The 16,190-nt window shown below is 61.2% G+C and carries 22 protein-coding genes; 3 read left to right on the forward strand and 19 right to left on the reverse strand.

Annotated features, from left to right (window positions below; translation table 11 throughout):
* Positions 1-269: 269 nt before the first annotated feature.
* The 3 genes from ALII_RS0112345 to ALII_RS21280 are packed head-to-tail and all read right to left on the reverse strand — an operon-like array spanning position 270 to position 2,329.
* Positions 270-1,931 (reverse strand): recombinase family protein, encoded by a 1,662-nt coding sequence (locus tag ALII_RS0112345; RefSeq protein WP_029660477.1) that lies wholly within the window; start codon positions 1,929-1,931, stop codon positions 270-272.
* A gap of 18 nt (positions 1,932-1,949) precedes the next feature.
* Positions 1,950-2,165, reverse strand: coding sequence for a hypothetical protein (locus ALII_RS22455; protein ID WP_152529627.1), 216 nt, complete (start codon positions 2,163-2,165; stop codon positions 1,950-1,952).
* Positions 2,165-2,329, reverse strand: a complete 165-nt coding sequence (locus tag ALII_RS21280) for an Arc family DNA-binding protein (RefSeq protein WP_161632261.1) — start codon at positions 2,327-2,329, stop codon at positions 2,165-2,167. Before ALII_RS21280 ends, ALII_RS22455 begins: the two co-directional genes overlap by 1 nt.
* 85 nt (positions 2,330-2,414) lie before the next feature.
* Between ALII_RS21280 and ALII_RS0112360 the strand changes: the two genes are divergently transcribed.
* Positions 2,415-2,696 (forward strand): Arc family DNA-binding protein, encoded by a 282-nt coding sequence (locus ALII_RS0112360; protein WP_280113766.1) that lies wholly within the window; start codon positions 2,415-2,417, stop codon positions 2,694-2,696.
* 15 nt (positions 2,697-2,711) lie between these two features.
* Positions 2,712-3,317 carry a hypothetical protein gene (locus ALII_RS0112365; protein WP_152529628.1) on the forward strand — a complete coding sequence of 202 codons (606 nt, stop codon included), beginning with the start codon at positions 2,712-2,714 and terminating at the stop codon, positions 3,315-3,317.
* Between the two features lie 13 nt (positions 3,318-3,330).
* Here ALII_RS0112365 and ALII_RS0112370 read toward each other — a convergent pair whose 3' ends face one another.
* Genes ALII_RS0112370 through ALII_RS0112395 form a run of 6 tightly spaced genes read right to left on the reverse strand, consistent with a single transcriptional unit; the run spans position 3,331 to position 9,071 of the window.
* Positions 3,331-5,931, reverse strand: a complete 2,601-nt coding sequence (locus ALII_RS0112370) for a hypothetical protein (RefSeq protein ID WP_152529629.1) — start codon at positions 5,929-5,931, stop codon at positions 3,331-3,333.
* Positions 5,932-5,972: 41 nt separating this feature from the next.
* The gene (locus ALII_RS0112375) at positions 5,973-7,646 is read right to left on the reverse strand and encodes a terminase TerL endonuclease subunit (protein WP_024587622.1); all 1,674 of its coding nucleotides are present in this window, start codon (positions 7,644-7,646) and stop codon (positions 5,973-5,975) included.
* 3 nt (positions 7,647-7,649) lie between these two features.
* On the reverse strand, positions 7,650-7,970 hold the full coding sequence (locus ALII_RS0112380; protein WP_348265982.1) for a phage head closure protein: 321 nt from the start codon (positions 7,968-7,970) through the stop codon (positions 7,650-7,652).
* A complete protein-coding gene (locus tag ALII_RS0112385; protein WP_024587624.1) occupies positions 7,967-8,377 on the reverse strand; it encodes a DUF3168 domain-containing protein in 411 nt (136 codons plus the stop codon). Before ALII_RS0112385 ends, ALII_RS0112380 begins: the two co-directional genes overlap by 4 nt.
* The gene (locus ALII_RS0112390; protein ID WP_024587625.1) at positions 8,374-8,781 is read right to left on the reverse strand and encodes an HK97-gp10 family putative phage morphogenesis protein; all 408 of its coding nucleotides are present in this window, start codon (positions 8,779-8,781) and stop codon (positions 8,374-8,376) included. Before ALII_RS0112390 ends, ALII_RS0112385 begins: the two co-directional genes overlap by 4 nt.
* Positions 8,781-9,071 carry a head-tail connector protein gene (locus tag ALII_RS0112395; protein ID WP_024587626.1) on the reverse strand — a complete coding sequence of 97 codons (291 nt, stop codon included), beginning with the start codon at positions 9,069-9,071 and terminating at the stop codon, positions 8,781-8,783. The genes ALII_RS0112390 and ALII_RS0112395 overlap by 1 nt, the downstream gene beginning before the upstream one ends.
* Before the next feature lie 146 nt (positions 9,072-9,217).
* On the opposite strand from ALII_RS0112395, the gene ALII_RS0112400 reads away from it, so the two are divergent.
* Positions 9,218-9,718, forward strand: coding sequence for a hypothetical protein (locus tag ALII_RS0112400; protein WP_024587627.1), 501 nt, complete (start codon positions 9,218-9,220; stop codon positions 9,716-9,718).
* A gap of 8 nt (positions 9,719-9,726) precedes the next feature.
* Here ALII_RS0112400 and ALII_RS0112405 read toward each other — a convergent pair whose 3' ends face one another.
* From ALII_RS0112405 to ALII_RS0112450, 10 genes are all read right to left on the reverse strand, one after another.
* Complete coding sequence (locus ALII_RS0112405; RefSeq protein WP_035449819.1) at positions 9,727-10,365, reverse strand: hypothetical protein; 639 nt, start codon at positions 10,363-10,365, stop codon at positions 9,727-9,729.
* A gap of 2 nt (positions 10,366-10,367) precedes the next feature.
* A complete protein-coding gene (locus tag ALII_RS0112410) occupies positions 10,368-10,823 on the reverse strand; it encodes a hypothetical protein (protein WP_024587629.1) in 456 nt (151 codons plus the stop codon).
* Positions 10,820-11,203, reverse strand: a complete 384-nt coding sequence (locus ALII_RS22020; RefSeq protein WP_348265983.1) for an HNH endonuclease signature motif containing protein — start codon at positions 11,201-11,203, stop codon at positions 10,820-10,822. Before ALII_RS22020 ends, ALII_RS0112410 begins: the two co-directional genes overlap by 4 nt.
* Positions 11,160-11,384, reverse strand: a complete 225-nt coding sequence (locus ALII_RS0112420) for a helix-turn-helix transcriptional regulator (RefSeq protein ID WP_024587631.1) — start codon at positions 11,382-11,384, stop codon at positions 11,160-11,162. Before ALII_RS0112420 ends, ALII_RS22020 begins: the two co-directional genes overlap by 44 nt.
* Positions 11,381-11,935: a hypothetical protein gene (locus ALII_RS0112425; RefSeq protein WP_024587632.1), complete on the reverse strand. Its 555-nt coding sequence runs from the start codon at positions 11,933-11,935 to the stop codon at positions 11,381-11,383. Before ALII_RS0112425 ends, ALII_RS0112420 begins: the two co-directional genes overlap by 4 nt.
* Before the next feature lie 11 nt (positions 11,936-11,946).
* Positions 11,947-12,429: a hypothetical protein gene (locus tag ALII_RS0112430; RefSeq protein ID WP_024587633.1), complete on the reverse strand. Its 483-nt coding sequence runs from the start codon at positions 12,427-12,429 to the stop codon at positions 11,947-11,949.
* Positions 12,430-12,493: 64 nt separating this feature from the next.
* Positions 12,494-13,675 carry a phage major capsid protein gene (locus ALII_RS0112435; protein WP_024587634.1) on the reverse strand — a complete coding sequence of 394 codons (1,182 nt, stop codon included), beginning with the start codon at positions 13,673-13,675 and terminating at the stop codon, positions 12,494-12,496.
* Positions 13,676-13,677: 2 nt separating this feature from the next.
* The gene (locus ALII_RS0112440; RefSeq protein ID WP_081718983.1) at positions 13,678-14,280 is read right to left on the reverse strand and encodes an HK97 family phage prohead protease; all 603 of its coding nucleotides are present in this window, start codon (positions 14,278-14,280) and stop codon (positions 13,678-13,680) included.
* The gene (locus ALII_RS0112445) at positions 14,277-14,612 is read right to left on the reverse strand and encodes a gene transfer agent family protein (RefSeq protein ID WP_024587636.1); all 336 of its coding nucleotides are present in this window, start codon (positions 14,610-14,612) and stop codon (positions 14,277-14,279) included. The genes ALII_RS0112440 and ALII_RS0112445 overlap by 4 nt, the downstream gene beginning before the upstream one ends.
* Positions 14,605-15,789, reverse strand: coding sequence for a phage portal protein (locus ALII_RS0112450; RefSeq protein WP_029660481.1), 1,185 nt, complete (start codon positions 15,787-15,789; stop codon positions 14,605-14,607). The genes ALII_RS0112445 and ALII_RS0112450 overlap by 8 nt, the downstream gene beginning before the upstream one ends.
* Positions 15,790-16,190 lie beyond the last annotated feature (401 nt).

The following is a 16,190-nucleotide window of genomic DNA, read 5'->3' on the forward strand; positions in this document are numbered from 1 at the left end:
CGAGGTGTATTGGTGGGAGGACGGCGAATTAAGCGCAGCCAACGAAACCCGCAAGTCGCTGGTAGACAAATTCAGCGCGATCTGTACGTTAAATATTCGCATCGTCAGCGCACAAACGAAGAAACTTCTTGCTGCAAAGAGGCAATAAGTGTGGTGGCTGTAACAGAATAAAATACACCTCTCACTGCGCTCGCTCTTGCAAGCTCAGCTTTAGCGCAGATAGATGTATTCTGCGTAAAATAAAGAACTTATAGTTTCGTGTATTCAGATCATAATCCTTGTGTCGGGGGTTCGAATCCCTCCTCCGCTACCAACGGTGCAGCCCCCACGGGTTGGCCGTCTTCCTGTAAGAACGGGACCAGTGTCGCCTCTACCTCGATCGTCAGGCGTCCATCATCATCACGATCGAGCGTGATCGACCGGATCAGTTCCCGCACGATCGGTGCAAGCTCGCCCATGTCGTCCAGCAAGATCAGCGTCATTTCGAGACGCGCCCTTGGCGGCCGGAGAGGGTCGATCGCTTTCCCCATCAGCCTATTGGCGAACGCCTTGATGGCGGTCGGGTGCAGGACGACATTGTTGCCCTTTGGCAGGCTGGCGAGTTCCTGTTTGAGGTCGTCGCGCTCCGCACCTTGTGCCTTCATCCGGGCGTCAATCGCGTCCTGATCGCCGATGCCCTTCATGAGCAAGCCGAGAAGCTGATCGTTGTCCTTGGCGATGGCAGCAAGGCGGGCCTCGATTTCAGCACGGCGGCGATGCTCGTGCGCCCCTTGTGCATGTCGGGCCTCGATATAGCGTCGGGCGTACACCTCGATCTGTTCCGGGCTGGCGAGTTCCTTCGTCAGGCTGTGAATGACCAGTTCCTCCACGTCGGCGAGATAGAAGGTCTTCGGATCGGGGCAGGCTCCGCTGTTGGTGTGCGCCGAACAGCGCAGGCGCGTCCGACCGGATTTGTCGACGCCAGCCACGGCCATGCCAGCACCGCAAGCGCCGCACTTGAGAAGACCGGACAGGAGCCGCTTGGGTCGATTGTTGCCCCGGATCGGCCCGCCCTTGGCCGTCTGCGCGCGTCCGATTATTTGAGCCTGTACGGCATCGAACAACTCATCAGGGATGATGCGCAAGTCGGGAACATCGGCTGTCTTCCAATCATTCTCGGGATTGGGGCGGGACACGCGCTTGCCGGTCGATGGGTCTTTGATCATGTGGACCTTGTTCCAGACGATGCGGCCCACATAGATCGGGTTGCGCAACATGCCCGTGCCACGGGAGGCGGAGCCGTACAGCGCTGACGGAGCCCATAGCTTGCCGCGCGGCGGCTTCACATGCTCCGCATTCAACTGGCGACATATGGCCTTGGGGCTGGTGCCCTTCGCATAATCCTCGAAAATGCGCAGGACGATCGCAGCTTCGTCTTCCACGATCTGCGGCTTGCCGGGGTTCGTCGGGTCAGGGCGATAGCCGTAAGCTTTGCCGCCTGCCGATAACCCCTGCTTGATCAAGCCGCTCATGCCGCGCCTGACCTTGTGGACGTTGTCCTCACGGAATAGCTGGGCCACGAGACCACGCAAGGCGACGTTGATGGTGTTCGCCTCGCCATCGTTCACGGAGACGATACGAACGCCGATAAAATCCATGGTTTTGTGCAACGTCGCCATATCGGCGATGTCACGGGACAGACGGTCAAGCGCCTCCACGACGATCACCTTGAACTGACCGTCCTTCGCGTCCTGCACCATCCGGGCGAGGTCCAGACGCCCGTGCATGGATGCGCCCGACATGGCCTTGTCGGCATAGGTGCCGGCGACGGTAAAGCCCTCGCGCTTGGCGAAGGCTTTACAGAGGTCGATCTGGTCTTCGGTCGATCGCTCGTTCTGGAGGTCGGTGCTGTAGCGGGCGTAGATGGCCGCCTTCAAAGGTTCCACATTCATGGTCGGCACGTCCTCTCCCTATCGAAGGTACTTCGCCATTGCGGCGTGATCGTTCTCGTCAATGATGTCGACGTGATCGGGATCGGCTTCGGCTGCTATCTGCATTGCACGGGCGGCGTCGATCGCCTCTTTCCGCGAGTGGAACGGCCCGTCGTGCATGTCCGGTGACTGAGAGCCGGCGATCCAAAAGTGATTGATGTGATGGAAAACGGCTGTACGGCGTTCGACGGCCATCACGCGGCCTCCTGCTGATCGGCCGACATCGCCTGTTCCAACAAGAGCAACAATTCCGAGTTCATCGATCGTTTCGACCGCTTGGCGCGGGCGGTGAGCCATGCCTTCACGTCATCGGGCATCCGAAGACCGAAGGGCTTAATGGTGTGCATCTGCTGTTCCATGTCGTGCTCCTTTCGCATTGACTTCAATTTCATACATCATGAAGTCATTGCATCCAAGCGCTAAATGGCTTCATGTCCAAACATGATGAAGTCAGACGATAAGAAGGTCGCAAACATCACGCCGTTTGGATTGCGGTTGCAACCCGATCTGAAGCGGCGCGTGGAGGAAGCGGCAAGGGCAAGCGGCAATTCGCTGAACGCGGAAATCGCCATGCGGCTTGAAGCGTCGTTCGCGAAGGACGACAGCCGCCAAGGGACTGACGATCAGGTCAATGCTCTGCGCAGCGAGGTCGACGAACTGCGAGAGGACGTGCGGGGATTGCGCTCTATCGTGAACCTGATCATCGAAGTCGAGACTAAAAGTTAGCCTAGGATACCCGCGATGGACGTACCCACATCAGCACTAACCGGCGCGCTTCGGGTAGGTGTTCAGGTCATTGTCAATCAGAAGCGCCCGATGCTCGAAATCTATCAAACCATCCATAATGAATTTGGCCCCCCGTTCGAAATCGACATTCTGGACAGCACGAACACCAAAATACTGCGAACCGACAAGCACCGTCACCAAGACGTTTTCATCGATTTCTCGTTGGTGAACGTGGGTGGAATTAGAGCGGAAAACGTTACCTTTCAGACCTCCGGGGATTTCGTTAGAGAACCCCCGTTTGAAAAGCTTCCAAGTATCTTCAATACTAACGTCCGGCAAATTGCTCCGGGCCAGATGCTTCATCTTCTACGTGTGCGGCCCAGCGACCTTAACGTGTACGCCCCGGACGACCCCGAAAATCCTACATCATACAAGCCGGCTGGGTTCAAAAATGATACCCTATCTATAACGGTTCGCTATGAGGCACCGGCTACGTGGCTGAATTGGTCGCATCGTAGATGGCGTTCTTTTCGGGGTCTTTCGCAGTACGAAACCGACTTCACGTTTGACCCCATGCTGTTCGAAAGCGCGGAGCTACCCCCGGCAAAGTACAACGGCTGATCTGCAATGCCGGTCAGGATGAGAACCGCTTCCTCGCGATGCTGCCCTGCGGTCGCATCTCGTTCGTCATGGTCTCGGCGATCTCGGATTGGACCATCGCCCGGATGGTGTTGGCGGTGGCCTCAGCGTGTTCTCGATCCATCCGGGGATCACCGGATGATTGCTGATTGATAGTGATGTTCGGGGCGTAGGTGGTGTTCCGTGTTGAGGGCGCCCCGATATAGGAGTTGCCACCGACTGGCCCCCCGGCCGCGAAACCTCGGACGCCGCCGCTGTTGATTGCTTCGAGCAATGCGCCGTGCTGTCTGGTCGCCTTGGCGTTGACGACATACTCGCCATCGCTGAGCATCGCCGGAATGCTGTCGCTGGTCGACGTGCCGGGTCCACGGACATGACCGCCCGATGCGAGCTTCAATCCGCCGAAGAACGAGCCGAGCAATCCGCCACCGCCTGCCGTGCCGAAGACGCCCGCAAGCGGTCCCTGACCCAGCAAAGCGGCCTGCAAAGTCACCTGAATTAGGCTGTTCAATAGTTGCTGCAATACCTGTTCCAGCGTCGTCGTCCCGGTGGCGAGGCCGGTCAGAGCACTGGTGAAAGACTGCGCAAAATAGTCCTGCGCCTGAGCCATTCCCTGTGCGGTGTTGGCAGCGGCGACGGTCTCATTCGATAGCTGTTGGGTGAGCGTGATCTTCTCGCGCATCTGCACAAGCTCTTGGTCGGACAGTGTCAGGCCGTTGCGCTTGGCGTCCTGCTGGTACTGGAAAAGAGCGAGCTCGATCTGCCGTTGTTGGGCGCTGAGACCGGAAATCTGCTGTTCGAACTGAGCGAGTTCGAGACCCTGTTGGATCGCCTGATTTAGGGACTTGCGAGCTTCGGTCTGCTGATTGGCAAGGTCGATGGCCTTCTGCTGGCCTTCGGTCGGGGCGAGCTTCTGCGCTGCGACCGGCGTGCCGCCATACGCCTGCTGGATCGTGCCGGCGTCGACATTTCGAAGCCCTTCCCACTCGTTGCGCAGGCCGGCGACATCATTGCCGCGACGACGCAGGAGGGCACGGGCAAGCTCGTCTTGGGTGGCCTCATCGAAGAGACGATCCCCCGACAAGCCGAGTTCGGAGCGTAGACCGCGCAAGGTCTTCTGCACGATCTGGTAACGGCCGGCCGCGCTGGAATTGAAGCTGTTCTTCGGATGCCTGAGCATCTGTGTTTGCATGGCGTCGATCTGGTCGAGCGTCATGCCGGTGAGGTTGCGAGCACCGCCCGTGTAAGCGCCGTATCCGAGCGTTTCGTTGTAGCCGCGTCCCTTGTCGGTGCCTTCGGCGGCTCCGATCAGGTCGAGCATGTTGTTGTGGGAGCCGTAGGTGGCGATCGACTTGGCACGGCCGGCGATGTCCACCGCGCCCATGAGTTCGGACATGGTGCGGGCGTTGCCAGCGGCCTGCCGGAAGGCAGCGTCCACCGCGTCCAGTTTGCCAAGCTGATCGAGTTCGGCCTTCAACTCCGGGACGAGGTTCTTCAGGTCGTTGAGCGCGTTCCTGAAGTTGAGGGCTTGGGTCGAGGTGCTGTCGAAGGCGGTCCCGGCCTCCACGGTGATCGGGGCGAGTTCCGTTACGGCTTCGCCAAGCGAAGTGACCTGTTCCTCGGCGGCTTGGAGGTGGCCGCGCAAGATGCGCAGTTCCATCCCTCGCGTTGCGAAGTCGGGGCCATCTTCAAGCGCCTTGATCTGGTCGAGGATGGCGTCCCGGTTGCGCGTTGCGGCGGCAAGCTGGTTCTCGGGGGATATGAGACGCGCATAGGCATCCTCGCCAGCCTCATAGCCGGGGAGCCATTCGCCGCGAAGAGCGCCGATGATCTTGCGGGCATAGCCGACGCCATCGATCGCGGCCTGTTTGCTGTAGACCTGAACGTTCCGCCAGAGCGTTTGAAATTCGGCGTCGATCTTCTTGGCGGCTGCGATCTGTTCGTCGGTGAAGGTCGCCGCCTCGCCCCGTAGCTTCTGAATTTCGGTGACGGACAAGCCGAGCACCTTGGCCATCTGTTCCGCCCCGGTGCCGCCGAATATCTCGTCCAACGCACGGGTCTGACTGGCACGGTCGAGGGTTTGCAGCTTGCCGATGATCTCATCAAGAAAGCGGGAGGGGTCTTGCAGCTTCTTGCCGACTTCCTCGGCGGTGTAGCCAAGCCGCATGAACCATTCGGCCCCGCCACCCTTGCCGGTCTTCGCGAACTCGTCGCCCCGGATGTTGAGTTCCTTCAGGGCGTCGGTCACGCCGTCGATCGTCGCTCCGGTCGCAGCGGCGACATAGGTCCATCGTTGCCAGACTTGGGCCGTGACGCCAGCCTTGCGGGCTTCTCGATCGACTTCGGCGATGGAACTGGCGATCTGCTTGACGGCCATCGTTGCGCCGGCCACGCCCGCGAAGACGACGCCACCCCGCATGAACGGCGCGAACATGCTTTCCATGTTGCGGGACAAGCGGGAGGCTGACCCGCTCATGGCGCTTTCCATGCGTTCGCCGGACTGCTTGGCCCTGCGCTCGATCCCGGCGAAATTGTCGTTGGCGGTCTTGCTGGCCCGCTGGAAATTGCGCTCGAAATCCCTGACGCGGGCCTCCAATGCGATGACGAGGCGTTCCTGATCGGTGGACATGGTAGCTCCTACCAAACGAGGTCAGCGGCGCTGACTTCTGGATTGTCGAAAATGCTCTTCTCGTCACCACCGCCAGCGGCGGCACGGCCCACGGCCATCGCGGCGGCGACAGCGCCATCGATCCGATCCTTGGACTTGCCCTTGTCGAAGGTGACGTTGCCTGCCGGGTCGACCTTCGCCGCGACGTTGTCGAAGTTCCAGCGGAGGACGGGGTGCCCGCCGTGCTGGAACCGGCCTGCGACAATGGCGCGATCTAGCTCTTTGATGGCGGGGGCCATGGTGACCCAGCCCTGTCGCATCTCGATCGCCGGATAGCCGTCTTCGCGAAGATTGCTCATCATCACGCGGGCAAGGTGCGGATCGAATGCGATCTCGCGCACCTCGAACCGTTCGCAAAGATCGCGGATCGTGTCCTCGACTTCCCGGAAGTCGACCACGTTGCCGGGTGTTGGGATTATGTGGCCGTCTTCCGCCCAAGTCGGATACGGCACTCCATCATGCTCTGCTTTGCGGGCGAGGTTGTCGGCTGGACAGAAGAACCAAGGGTGGACGATGTAGCCGTCTTCCCCGTCCCGCCACGCGGCCACGATGCACGTTAGGTCTCGATTGGAGGAAAGGTCGACGCCGAGCCAGCACGGTTCATGTTCGAGGGCGTCGAGGTCGACGGGTTCGGCTCCCTTGTCATAGAGGGACATTTCCACAAACGGGCTGGTGCTGTGATCCTGCCAGATATTGAGGTGGTATCGCTGGAAGATCGCGCGTTCGGCGGGCTTGTGTTCCGCTTCCCGCGCCATTTGGCGAAGTCCCTCAAGGTCGGGGTAGCCGTGCTTCAAGCCCGGATTGACGGCGTGCCAAACAGCCTCATCGCGCCAGTCGGCATCGCGGGGAGCCTCAAACAAGACGGCAAGCGTGGCCGGGTCATCGATGACGCCCTTCGCGACCTTGCGGGCATAGTCCACGATGTCCCATGCGAGGTTTTCCTGACCGGCTCCGGCCGTGGTCGTGACGACGGTGAGAGAGTTCGAGACCTTTGCCGCACCGGCCCGCATCGCTCCCCACAAGGCGCGGGGGTCACGCTTCAGCCAGGCATGGCATTCATCGGCGATGATCAGGCTGGGGGTTCGACCTTGGGCGGTCCCGGCGTCGGATGACAAGGCCTCATATTCGATGCCGCCCGGAAAGCTGATCCGCGACTTGTACTCCCTGATCTTGGCTCCCCGCGCGGTGTCCATCGCCAGCGACGAGTTGCCGAGTTCGGTCGAAAAGTCGCCGTCGATCATCCCCGCGACTTCCTTGAAGACGCCCTTCGCCTGCTTCATGTCGACGGCCACCGACACGAGTTGCGCACCGGGCCGGCGCTCCGGTCCCTTGCCGTGGAGCAAGGTGATTGCGCCGGTCAACGTGGTCTTGCGGTTGCCGCGCGGGACGAGGATCACGACTTGCTTGACGACGCGGGTGCCGTCCGGGTGGCGGGGGCCGTATATCTGGCGGATGATCTTTTCGGCCCACGGGTCGAGGGGATAGGCGTTCCCCGGAAGCGTGGACAGGGGGTGTTTCAGCGATCGGATATAGTCGACTGCCCGTTGGCCGTAGCCGAACGGATCGGGGATTTCGGGATAAGTGTTGGAGCCCGTGCAGGCGACTGCACCGGGCTTCGGCTTGGCCTTGAACTTCAGGAGCATCGATCAGACCCCCTGTGCCACGCAACGGAGGTCGAGGCCGGCACGCCTGCCGAGTTCCTTGATCTCCTTCAGGTCGTGAGGGCGTCCCTGATAAGTTACGCGGTCGGCGGTGGTCAGCCCTTCGATGTTGCGGATGCGGAAGACGATCGCCGTCTCGGCTGACACGCCGAAGGACCGCATGAACTCTTCGGTGGTGGACTGGATGATCTGCGCTCGCACGGTGGCGACGGCGGTCCATTCCTCGGTCACCGTGCCGTACTCGTCCACGGTCGAGGCGAAGCGTTCGATGGTGATTGTCTTGTCGAGCTTGCCGGCGCGCATCATGCCACCTCCACGAGACGAGCGACGAGCGACAGGACGCCATGGCTATGGGTGCCGTTCGGGTCGCGCATGAACCGGGTCGAGGCGATGCGTAGGTCGACCACATGATAGCCGGCGACTGTCAGGGGGCCATCGTTGAGGGCTTGGCGAATGGCTCCGGCGATCTGTTTCGATCCGACGAGACCGCTTTCCTTGCGCCAGATATGGAGGTCCGCGAATACCTCATGACGGTTGCGGGCAAGGCCATCGTCGGGCAGCGTCTGACCTTCCCCGATGACGATGCCATTGTCGAGCGCAGGAGATGCGTTGCGGTCCACGATCATGGTGGCCGGCACGATCGAGGTCACGGCCGACGAGGCGACGAGCCGGGTGCGGAGTGCGACCTGCATGGCGAGACTGGGATCGATCATCGCTTGAATGCCTCCCTCACGGCCTTCGCCACGGCCCGCTTCGTGCGGCTGTTGGCGCGCTTCTTGAGCAACCGATACGCCGGCAGGAAGAACGGTTGCGGGACATGGGTGCTGGTCCCGAACTCTACCCACCGCGCATAGAAGGCTTCGTCCGATCCGGCGTAGACCGTGATGCGCAGGACCGCGCCCTTGGTCGAGGCGAGCACCATGGTTCCTTCGGGTGCATCGCCCCACGTCCAGCCGATGCTGTCCCGCAAGGCTCCCTGATCGACCGGACAGAGGCGACGTGCGAGGGCGACAATCTCCTGTGCCGACTTCTCCATGGACGTTTCGACGGCCTGCTTGGCGGCGATCGGGATGGCGTTGAGCTTCCGTTGCAGTAGGGCAAGTTGGGGCGATGTCATCAAAACCCCCACGCACGGTGCTGATCGATGATCTCCCGAAATCCCAACGGCAACTCTTCGGCGGATATACCGATCAGCATGGCCTCCCGGTTCTCATAGAGGTGGCCGACAAGCTGAAGGATGGCTTCCCTCAAGTCGGCCGGGACCGCGTTCATGTCTGCGAGCTTCACGTCCAGCCATCGGTCGACATAGGCTTCCGCCGCCGCGATCTTGCCAGCGATCAGCGTGTCGTCGGCGTCGTCGGTGATATTGAGATGCGCCTTCGCGGTCGCCACGGTGACGATGGTCATGCCGAAACACCTTCTGAATGAATTTCTCGACTACCCGCGCCGGTCCCGGTCGGATTGCGAAAAGTTGTCGATGACCCCCCGTCTTGCTTGCAGGATGCAATCAGGGGTCGATACACTTCGCCGCCCAATCTCGGAGACCTGAACGGATGATGGACTTCACCACCATTGAGAGTGTTCTTGGACTGGCAACCACTGCGTTGGGTGCGACGGGGAAGGCGGTGTCCACTGTCGAGACTGTAAAGAAGCTGCTCGCCTCGGACAGACAGCCTGACAACAGCGAAGCCCAAGCAGCGCTCAATACCCTTGCGACAGAGTTGACGGCCGCCAACATGATGAACGTCCAGCTTAGCGAGGCAATCAAAGCCCTCAGCCGAGAACTGAAGCGACAGGACGAGTTCGACAACGAGAGAGCGCGATACGAACTCTTTCAAACCGGCCAAAACGATATCGTCTTCAAGCTCAAGGACGATCAAGCCAATGGACAGCCGATCCATTTCATTTGTCCCGTCTGCCTGAATGCAGACAGGCAGATCAGCTACATCGTCGGCGAAAGGGACTACAAGACCTGCCAGAAAGACAAGCATCATCTTTTCAAGTTCAGGAATACGCCGATGCCACAGCCCAAGAGAAGCCAAGGCTGGGTTTGAGAAACGCATCATGTCGAGCGCTCCAATTGAAAACGCCGTTGCAAATGTAAGCTCTCAGCAATTTTACGAACGATCTGCGCATTGCGTCCGCGTCGGGTGATGGTTGCGATGTGATCGATGATGCGACGGTTGCGGTGGAGACGGACACGCTGTCCTCCATTCATAGGACGCTCGGTCAGTGCTCGCTCGATTGTCCAGCCCAATAGGTCGACGCGCTCGGCGATCGTCTGGCGAGGAATGCCCGTGCGCCGCTGCCAGCCAGCTAAGGTGTCTGTGATGCCGCGAAAGGTCAGCCGCCAATGACGTGGGTCAGGTTTGGCGAACGGGTCGGCGAGGTCATCCCCTTCCAACACTCTGTTGCCGCATACTCGGCTGTAGGCTGTGGTCTGCGATATTCCCGCAAGGTGAGCGATCTCGTTGATCGTGAGTTGCTGACCCCGAAACTCGTAGCGGCGGGGTGCAACGCCAATCCTGACCGGCCCCTCAAGAGGTTTGCCGCTATTGATGCGAGCATAGACCGTGGTCTCGCCCATGCCCGTGATCTTTGCGATCTCCTTGACAGTCATCCATTTCCCGCGAAACAGGTGTCTACGTCCTGTGCGTTGTGACAGTTGGAAGCGGAGATAGGTGCGCTCGTGCTGGTCCATGATCACGCCTCCACCTTGGCGAAGACACCCGCCATGCGACGGATCAGGTAACGATTGCGCAGGCGCTGTTGGCGTTCGGCGATCAGCATCTGCGATGAGCTAGGCTGGCTAGGTGCGAGCCATCGGGTCGGATGTATCGCGCTGGATTGTGTCACTGCCTCATCCAGCGAGACGCCATGCTGGGCCATGCGATAGCGCAAGGTCTGAACCTTGACACCGACACGGGCAGCGACTTCCGCCACCGTCAGCATCTCACCTTTGAAGAGATGACGCCTAGCTGGCTTTCCGATGGGGTTGCTAAGGTGGCGCGGCGTGATCGGCCGGGAGACGGCGTCCTGAACGGACATCCCGTAATAGTTCACGCGGCTATAGAGAGTACCGGCGTTCATGCCGGTGCGCTTGGCAATGACTGATAGCGTGAGACGTTCGCCTTCGAACGGGTACTGTTTGCGCTTCATCGCCTTTCCTCCCGCTGCTTACGGCTAGAGTGACAGGGCGTGCATAGGGCCTGCCAGTTCGACCGGGACCAGAAGAGTTTCTTATCCCCGCGATGGGGAAGGACGTGATCCACGACACGGGAGGGATCGCCGCACATGACGCATCGGGGGGTCGCCTTCAGATATGCGACCCGCTCCCGATCCCACTTGCTGTCATACCCACGCTGACGAGCGGTCGGCCGCGTCTGATCGAAAGCTGCTTTCCGCTCCCGATCACGCTGCACCATATGCTGGCATCGGTCGCCGGGTGCGACGACGCATCCGCATGCCCTGAGTGACGGGGCGCTCATCGGCATGTCACGCGCCCTCGCTGTCGGGACGCTTGAAGAGGTGCAACTCATACCCGAAGACGTCCAGCACGCATTCGAGTTTGATGACGTTGAGCGGCCCGCTCCCTTTCAGGAACCGGCGTAAGGTCGCACGGTTCACGCCCGCACGAGCCGATAGACCACGTTCTGACATGTTCTGTGCGGCCATCAATTCTCGGATCAGGTGCGGCCAAGACTGTGTCGGGCTGGTCATGCGGCCTCCTTCGTCGTGCCATGTGAGGCGAAGATCGAGCGGAATTTCTCGTTGAGGGGACGATCGTCGGTTGTGGGGCCGGTCTTCTCTCCCGATCCGAAGATCATGCGCAGGAGTTCGACACGGCCTTTATGCGCTTCGATGGTCTCGGCAGGGGCCGCATCCAACGTGTCGACCGGGGTCCAGCCAAGCCAACCCGTGCCAATCCGATAGAGTTGCGTGAGGTGTTCCGCGAACGGGACGGCCTTCGCCTTGGCCTTGCCCTCGGATGGTCCCGCGTCGGGATCGATGCCAGTCAGTGCGACGACGTATCTCAGCAACGGCTCTTTCAGCGTGGGGAGCGCATCAAGCACCTGAAAGTCGAGAGCGGGATGGTCGTGGTGATCGGCGATCAGTTCCCGCGCCGTGGCGAAGGTGTCATCCTCGATCTCTGCCATGAGCTTGGCGAATGAGCCGGGACGACGTTCGAGGCGGATGGCATGACGCAAAGCGGGGTGGAGGATGATTTCCTCCCCGGCCAAGGTGATCGTGATGTCATCCGCCAGTTTCATGGATCATCCGATCAGGGTGCAGTCGCGGAAGCTGCGACTTCAATGATCGGACCAGAGATGGCGAGCGCGAACGTGGTCGCCACGACATCATCCGCGCCACCGAAAGCGTTCTGGGCGCTGGCGACGATTGCCGAGAAGTAGAACTTCGAGTTCTGCGGGGACGCGCCGGTCGCCGGCTTGTCGTTGAGTTCGACACAGAAGTTATAGGCGTGCGGCGTCTTCTCGGCAGCGATCAGTGCCATGTAGCCGGCATCGCCGCTGTCACGGTCAACCACGAGGGACATGGTGCCGTTGTCGCGGGAGCCTTTCAGCTTGTGAGTGAAATCGCGGTCGACGTACTTGCGGACGAGGACTTCGGCTTCCGAGCCGGCTTCGCCGACATCGGTAATGTTGCCGATGCTCACATAGGTGTCGCCTGCATACTCGGTGGCGGTCGCGAAGGGCGTCGTGGTGCCGATCCCGACCTTGGTCTTGGCGGTTGCGGTAATTCCCATGGTGGTGGTCCTTCTGAATGGAGGGAGATGCGGCGGGGATTGACCCGCCGCGCTGTTGTCAGGATCAGGAAGCCGCCACGCGGACCTTCACGAAACGGTCGGGATGGGTGACATCGCCGCCGACGCGCTTGCGGGCGTGGTAGACGTTGATGCCGTTCTTCGCGCGGGTGAACGGGTCGACCAGCACGGACAGGCCGACGCGGTCTACGATGCGGTAGCCGGAGAAGTCGCCGAACACGATCGGATAGGCGTTCGCCGCAACCCCCGGCATGTCGACGGCTTCGATGACCGGACGCCCCAAGAGGGTCGAGGGCTGGCCCTGCTGAATGGACGGTTGCCAGAGATATGCGCCCTGTGCGTCCTTCAGCTTGCGGACGCCTGCCAGCACAGTGCGGTTCATGAGCCATGCACCGTTCTGCGCATGGATGGCCGGCAGCTTCGCCATCGCATCGATCAGCATGTCAGCCGGAGCGGAGCCGAGCGTGGAGGCGTGGCCGGTGACGATGGTCTGGATGCCGGTGGCGGTCAGGATGCCGCGCGGCTTGCCGTTACCGTCGCCATTGACGAACGCGGCCCCTTCCTTCGCGCCGAAGTCCTCAGCGAAGGCATCGCGAAGTTTGGCTTCGAGGTCATAGGCCGCATCCTCGACCAACTGCTTGCTGGCCTCCACGAACGTGGCCAGTTCGTGCGGTGCGAGGGTCAACTGACCATATGTCGGGGTGCTCTCAGGCCGGTCCTCGATCTCGCTGACCCACTGCGCATTGGTGCCGGTGAGGCGCTTCGGATATTTGATCTCCGGGCCGGCGATCTGGATGACCTTGGCGAACTGACGGATCGGCGAATACTCGGCGACGGCCTTCAGGATTTCGTTGCCGTAGGTCTCGGGAGCGAGATAGCCGGCGCTCGTGTCGTTCGCGACGGTGAGGGCGCGCTGTTCATCGCCATTCAGCGCCGCCGCACCCCGGCGAAGGTAGACGCCGAAAGCCCGCGTCTCAGGTGCCGGTTCGTTGGTCGTGCGCTGTTCCTGAGTGCCAGGACGATTGAGGCGAGTTTCCAGCGCGGCAATGCGTTCGTCGCGGGTGCGAAGCTCGGTCGACATGCGCGTGTCGAAGTCGGCACGATGCTGTTCGGCAGCGGAACGAAGCTCTTCCACCGCCTGCGTGGCGGCGGCGAGCGGGTCGTTCTCCTCGGAACGGGTTTCGATCGGCTGAGCCGAACGGGTTTCGATTTTCTGGTGGTGGGTCATGGTCAGTTCTTTCCTTTCAAGGCGAGCGCGGCGGTACGGCATGCGTTGACGAAAGCCGCTGCGCTCGTGACGCGGCCTGTTTCGGATGTGCGGATGGAGGTAACGGCGCTGCCGGGGACAGATGGCATGGCGACGAATGAGACTTCGCGGAGTTCAGCCTTGGTGATGTGACGGACGCCCCCCGATCTGGCTTCGTCCTTCAGACGACGGAAGCCGATCGACAATCCTGCGATATCACCCGCCTGAAGCATCGAACGGACTTCGCGGGCGCGCTGTACGTCGAGGTTGAGACGGCCCCTGATTTTGAGGCCGGCGTCTTCCACGACGATGGAGCGGACGGACCCGACGACATCGCCGGGATTGTGCGACCACAAGAGCGGGAGGCTTCGGCCCTCCCACGCGAAGGCGCTACGATCAAAGCTCGTGCGGTAGCTGTCGACGGTGTTGAACCGAACCGCGTAGCCCTCGATCGTGCCGTCTTCATCCGGGGTCGAGAAACGAACCTCGACCATATCAAGCGTGTCGCTGCGGATGGCTTCGCGGGTTTCGTGCAATTGATTGCACGGGGTCAGTGCAATTGATTGCACGAGGTCGGGCGTCTTCATCGCTTGCCCCTCTTCTTGGTCGGGTTTGCGCCGAACATGGCTGTTTCGATGATCGGCAGCGCCAGCGCGTAAAGCTGCATGACTGGCATCGTCGCGGCGTAGGTGGCGACCAGCGCGGCTGCTTCTTCCGGGTTCTCGCCCCCACCAATCAAACCAAGCCGGACGGTTTCCAGAAGCTCACGGTGGCGGAACTCGCCTGCGAAAAATCGACGGGACAATCCGCCGATGCCCGCATTCGTGACCCGTTCGAGTTCGAGGATCATCGCGGGAGGGAGTGCGAAGGTCTTCTCGGCATCACCGAAGAACGCGACGTGCGACGGGGTGTCAGGCATTGGTGCCACCTCCCGTCGACGTGTAGGGGTTTTCGAGCTTGTCCCCGTCCGGCTGGGCCGGGAGGTTTTCGAGGCGGCGCGCTTCGTTCGCGGTCATGACGCCTGCGGCTCGCCACTTGGCGACGGCTTCGGCGCGCTCGGACGCACTGCCCTGAAGCAGACCGTCCACGACAAATTCGATGCTGACGCCCGACTGGCGATCTTCGTCGGTGAGCAGGACGCGACGGTAAGCGGCTTCCCACGCCCGGAACCATGGCATCAGCGAGAACGTCACAAGCTGCCGGTTGGCCTCTGTGATGTTCGACCACGTTGCTCTGGAGAAATCAGCGAGGAAGGTGGGTGGGACGTTGAACGCGCGGGCAATCTCCACGATCTGAAACGCACGCATCTCGGCAAACTGCGCATCGACCGATGTCAGGGTCAAAGGCGTGAATTTCGCTTCGCCGTCTAGGACCGCTGTTCCACCGCTGCGCGTCATTGCCTGCCATGCGGCTTTGGCCTTTGCGTTCGCCTCGGCGGTCAAAGCTCTGGCGAAGGACAGGACGCCGCTGGGTCGGCCACCGTTGGCGAAGAGCTTTGCCGCATGCGCTTCGAGGACGATGGCGAGGCCGATGGCTTCGCGGGCGGTGCGGATGGGTGCTTCACCATTCACGCCGTCGAGACTAGTCAGCGGGGCGACATGGATGATGTCGCGGAAATCGAAGAACCGTCGCCCCTGACCTTCATTCAGCTTGTAGCGGGGTTCGCCGGTCACCGTGTCGAGTTCTACGGACATGGCGTCGGGTTTGAGGCGGATCAGTTCGACAACGTGACCATCGGAGGCGCGGTTGGCGTATGCGTATCCGCCACCGTTCAGCATGGCGTCGGCCGTGATCTGGGATCGAAGCGCTCCGGCGCTGGTCCACGGGTTGGCGGCATCGTGTGCGATGGCATGGGCGGGATGATCGCGGGCGACTTCCTTGCCGCCGTTGTCGGCGTGCTGGAACACCTTGACCGGGAGCGTGCCGCACGTCCCGGCGATCAGTTCAACAGCGGCGCGTACGGCGGGCACGGACAGAGCGTTGCGGGGCGACACGGTGACGCCCGATGCGACAGGCGTGGCCCCAAAGAGTTCGACCAGCCACGGCTCGGGGATCGCAAGCGAACGAACCTCATCGGTCTGTGCAATTGATTGCACGGCTCGCGCGTCTGTCTTCGGGGTCGTCGTGAATGGCCACATGTCGCAAGCATCTCGTTTGGAACGGTGCTTGCCGCTGGCCTGCGGCTCGATTGACGATCGTCAATGAAGCATCTTCTGAATAGCCGGCTGGATCGGCCCCGTCAACGCGGGTGGGTCTCTCGTGATCCGGGTCGCGGAAGGGGGGTGGGGGGATGGTCCCGACCTACGGGAGGGATTGTCTTCCCGTAAGCACATCCCCCGAAATCGGCGATAGCCCGAATGTGTCGCGATCAGCGGCACTGGTCTACAATTCTTCATTCCGAATAAGAGAATTGAATATGTATCTACTTTTGGAACTGCCACTCGATTTCTAAAAGAGCCTCGAAACCCTTATCCGACAAGGCTTTCAGGGCTTTGAC

Origin of the sequence: Aliihoeflea sp. 2WW (genome assembly GCF_000497755.1) — a bacterium.
Classification (GTDB): Bacteria; Pseudomonadota; Alphaproteobacteria; order Rhizobiales; family Rhizobiaceae; genus Aliihoeflea.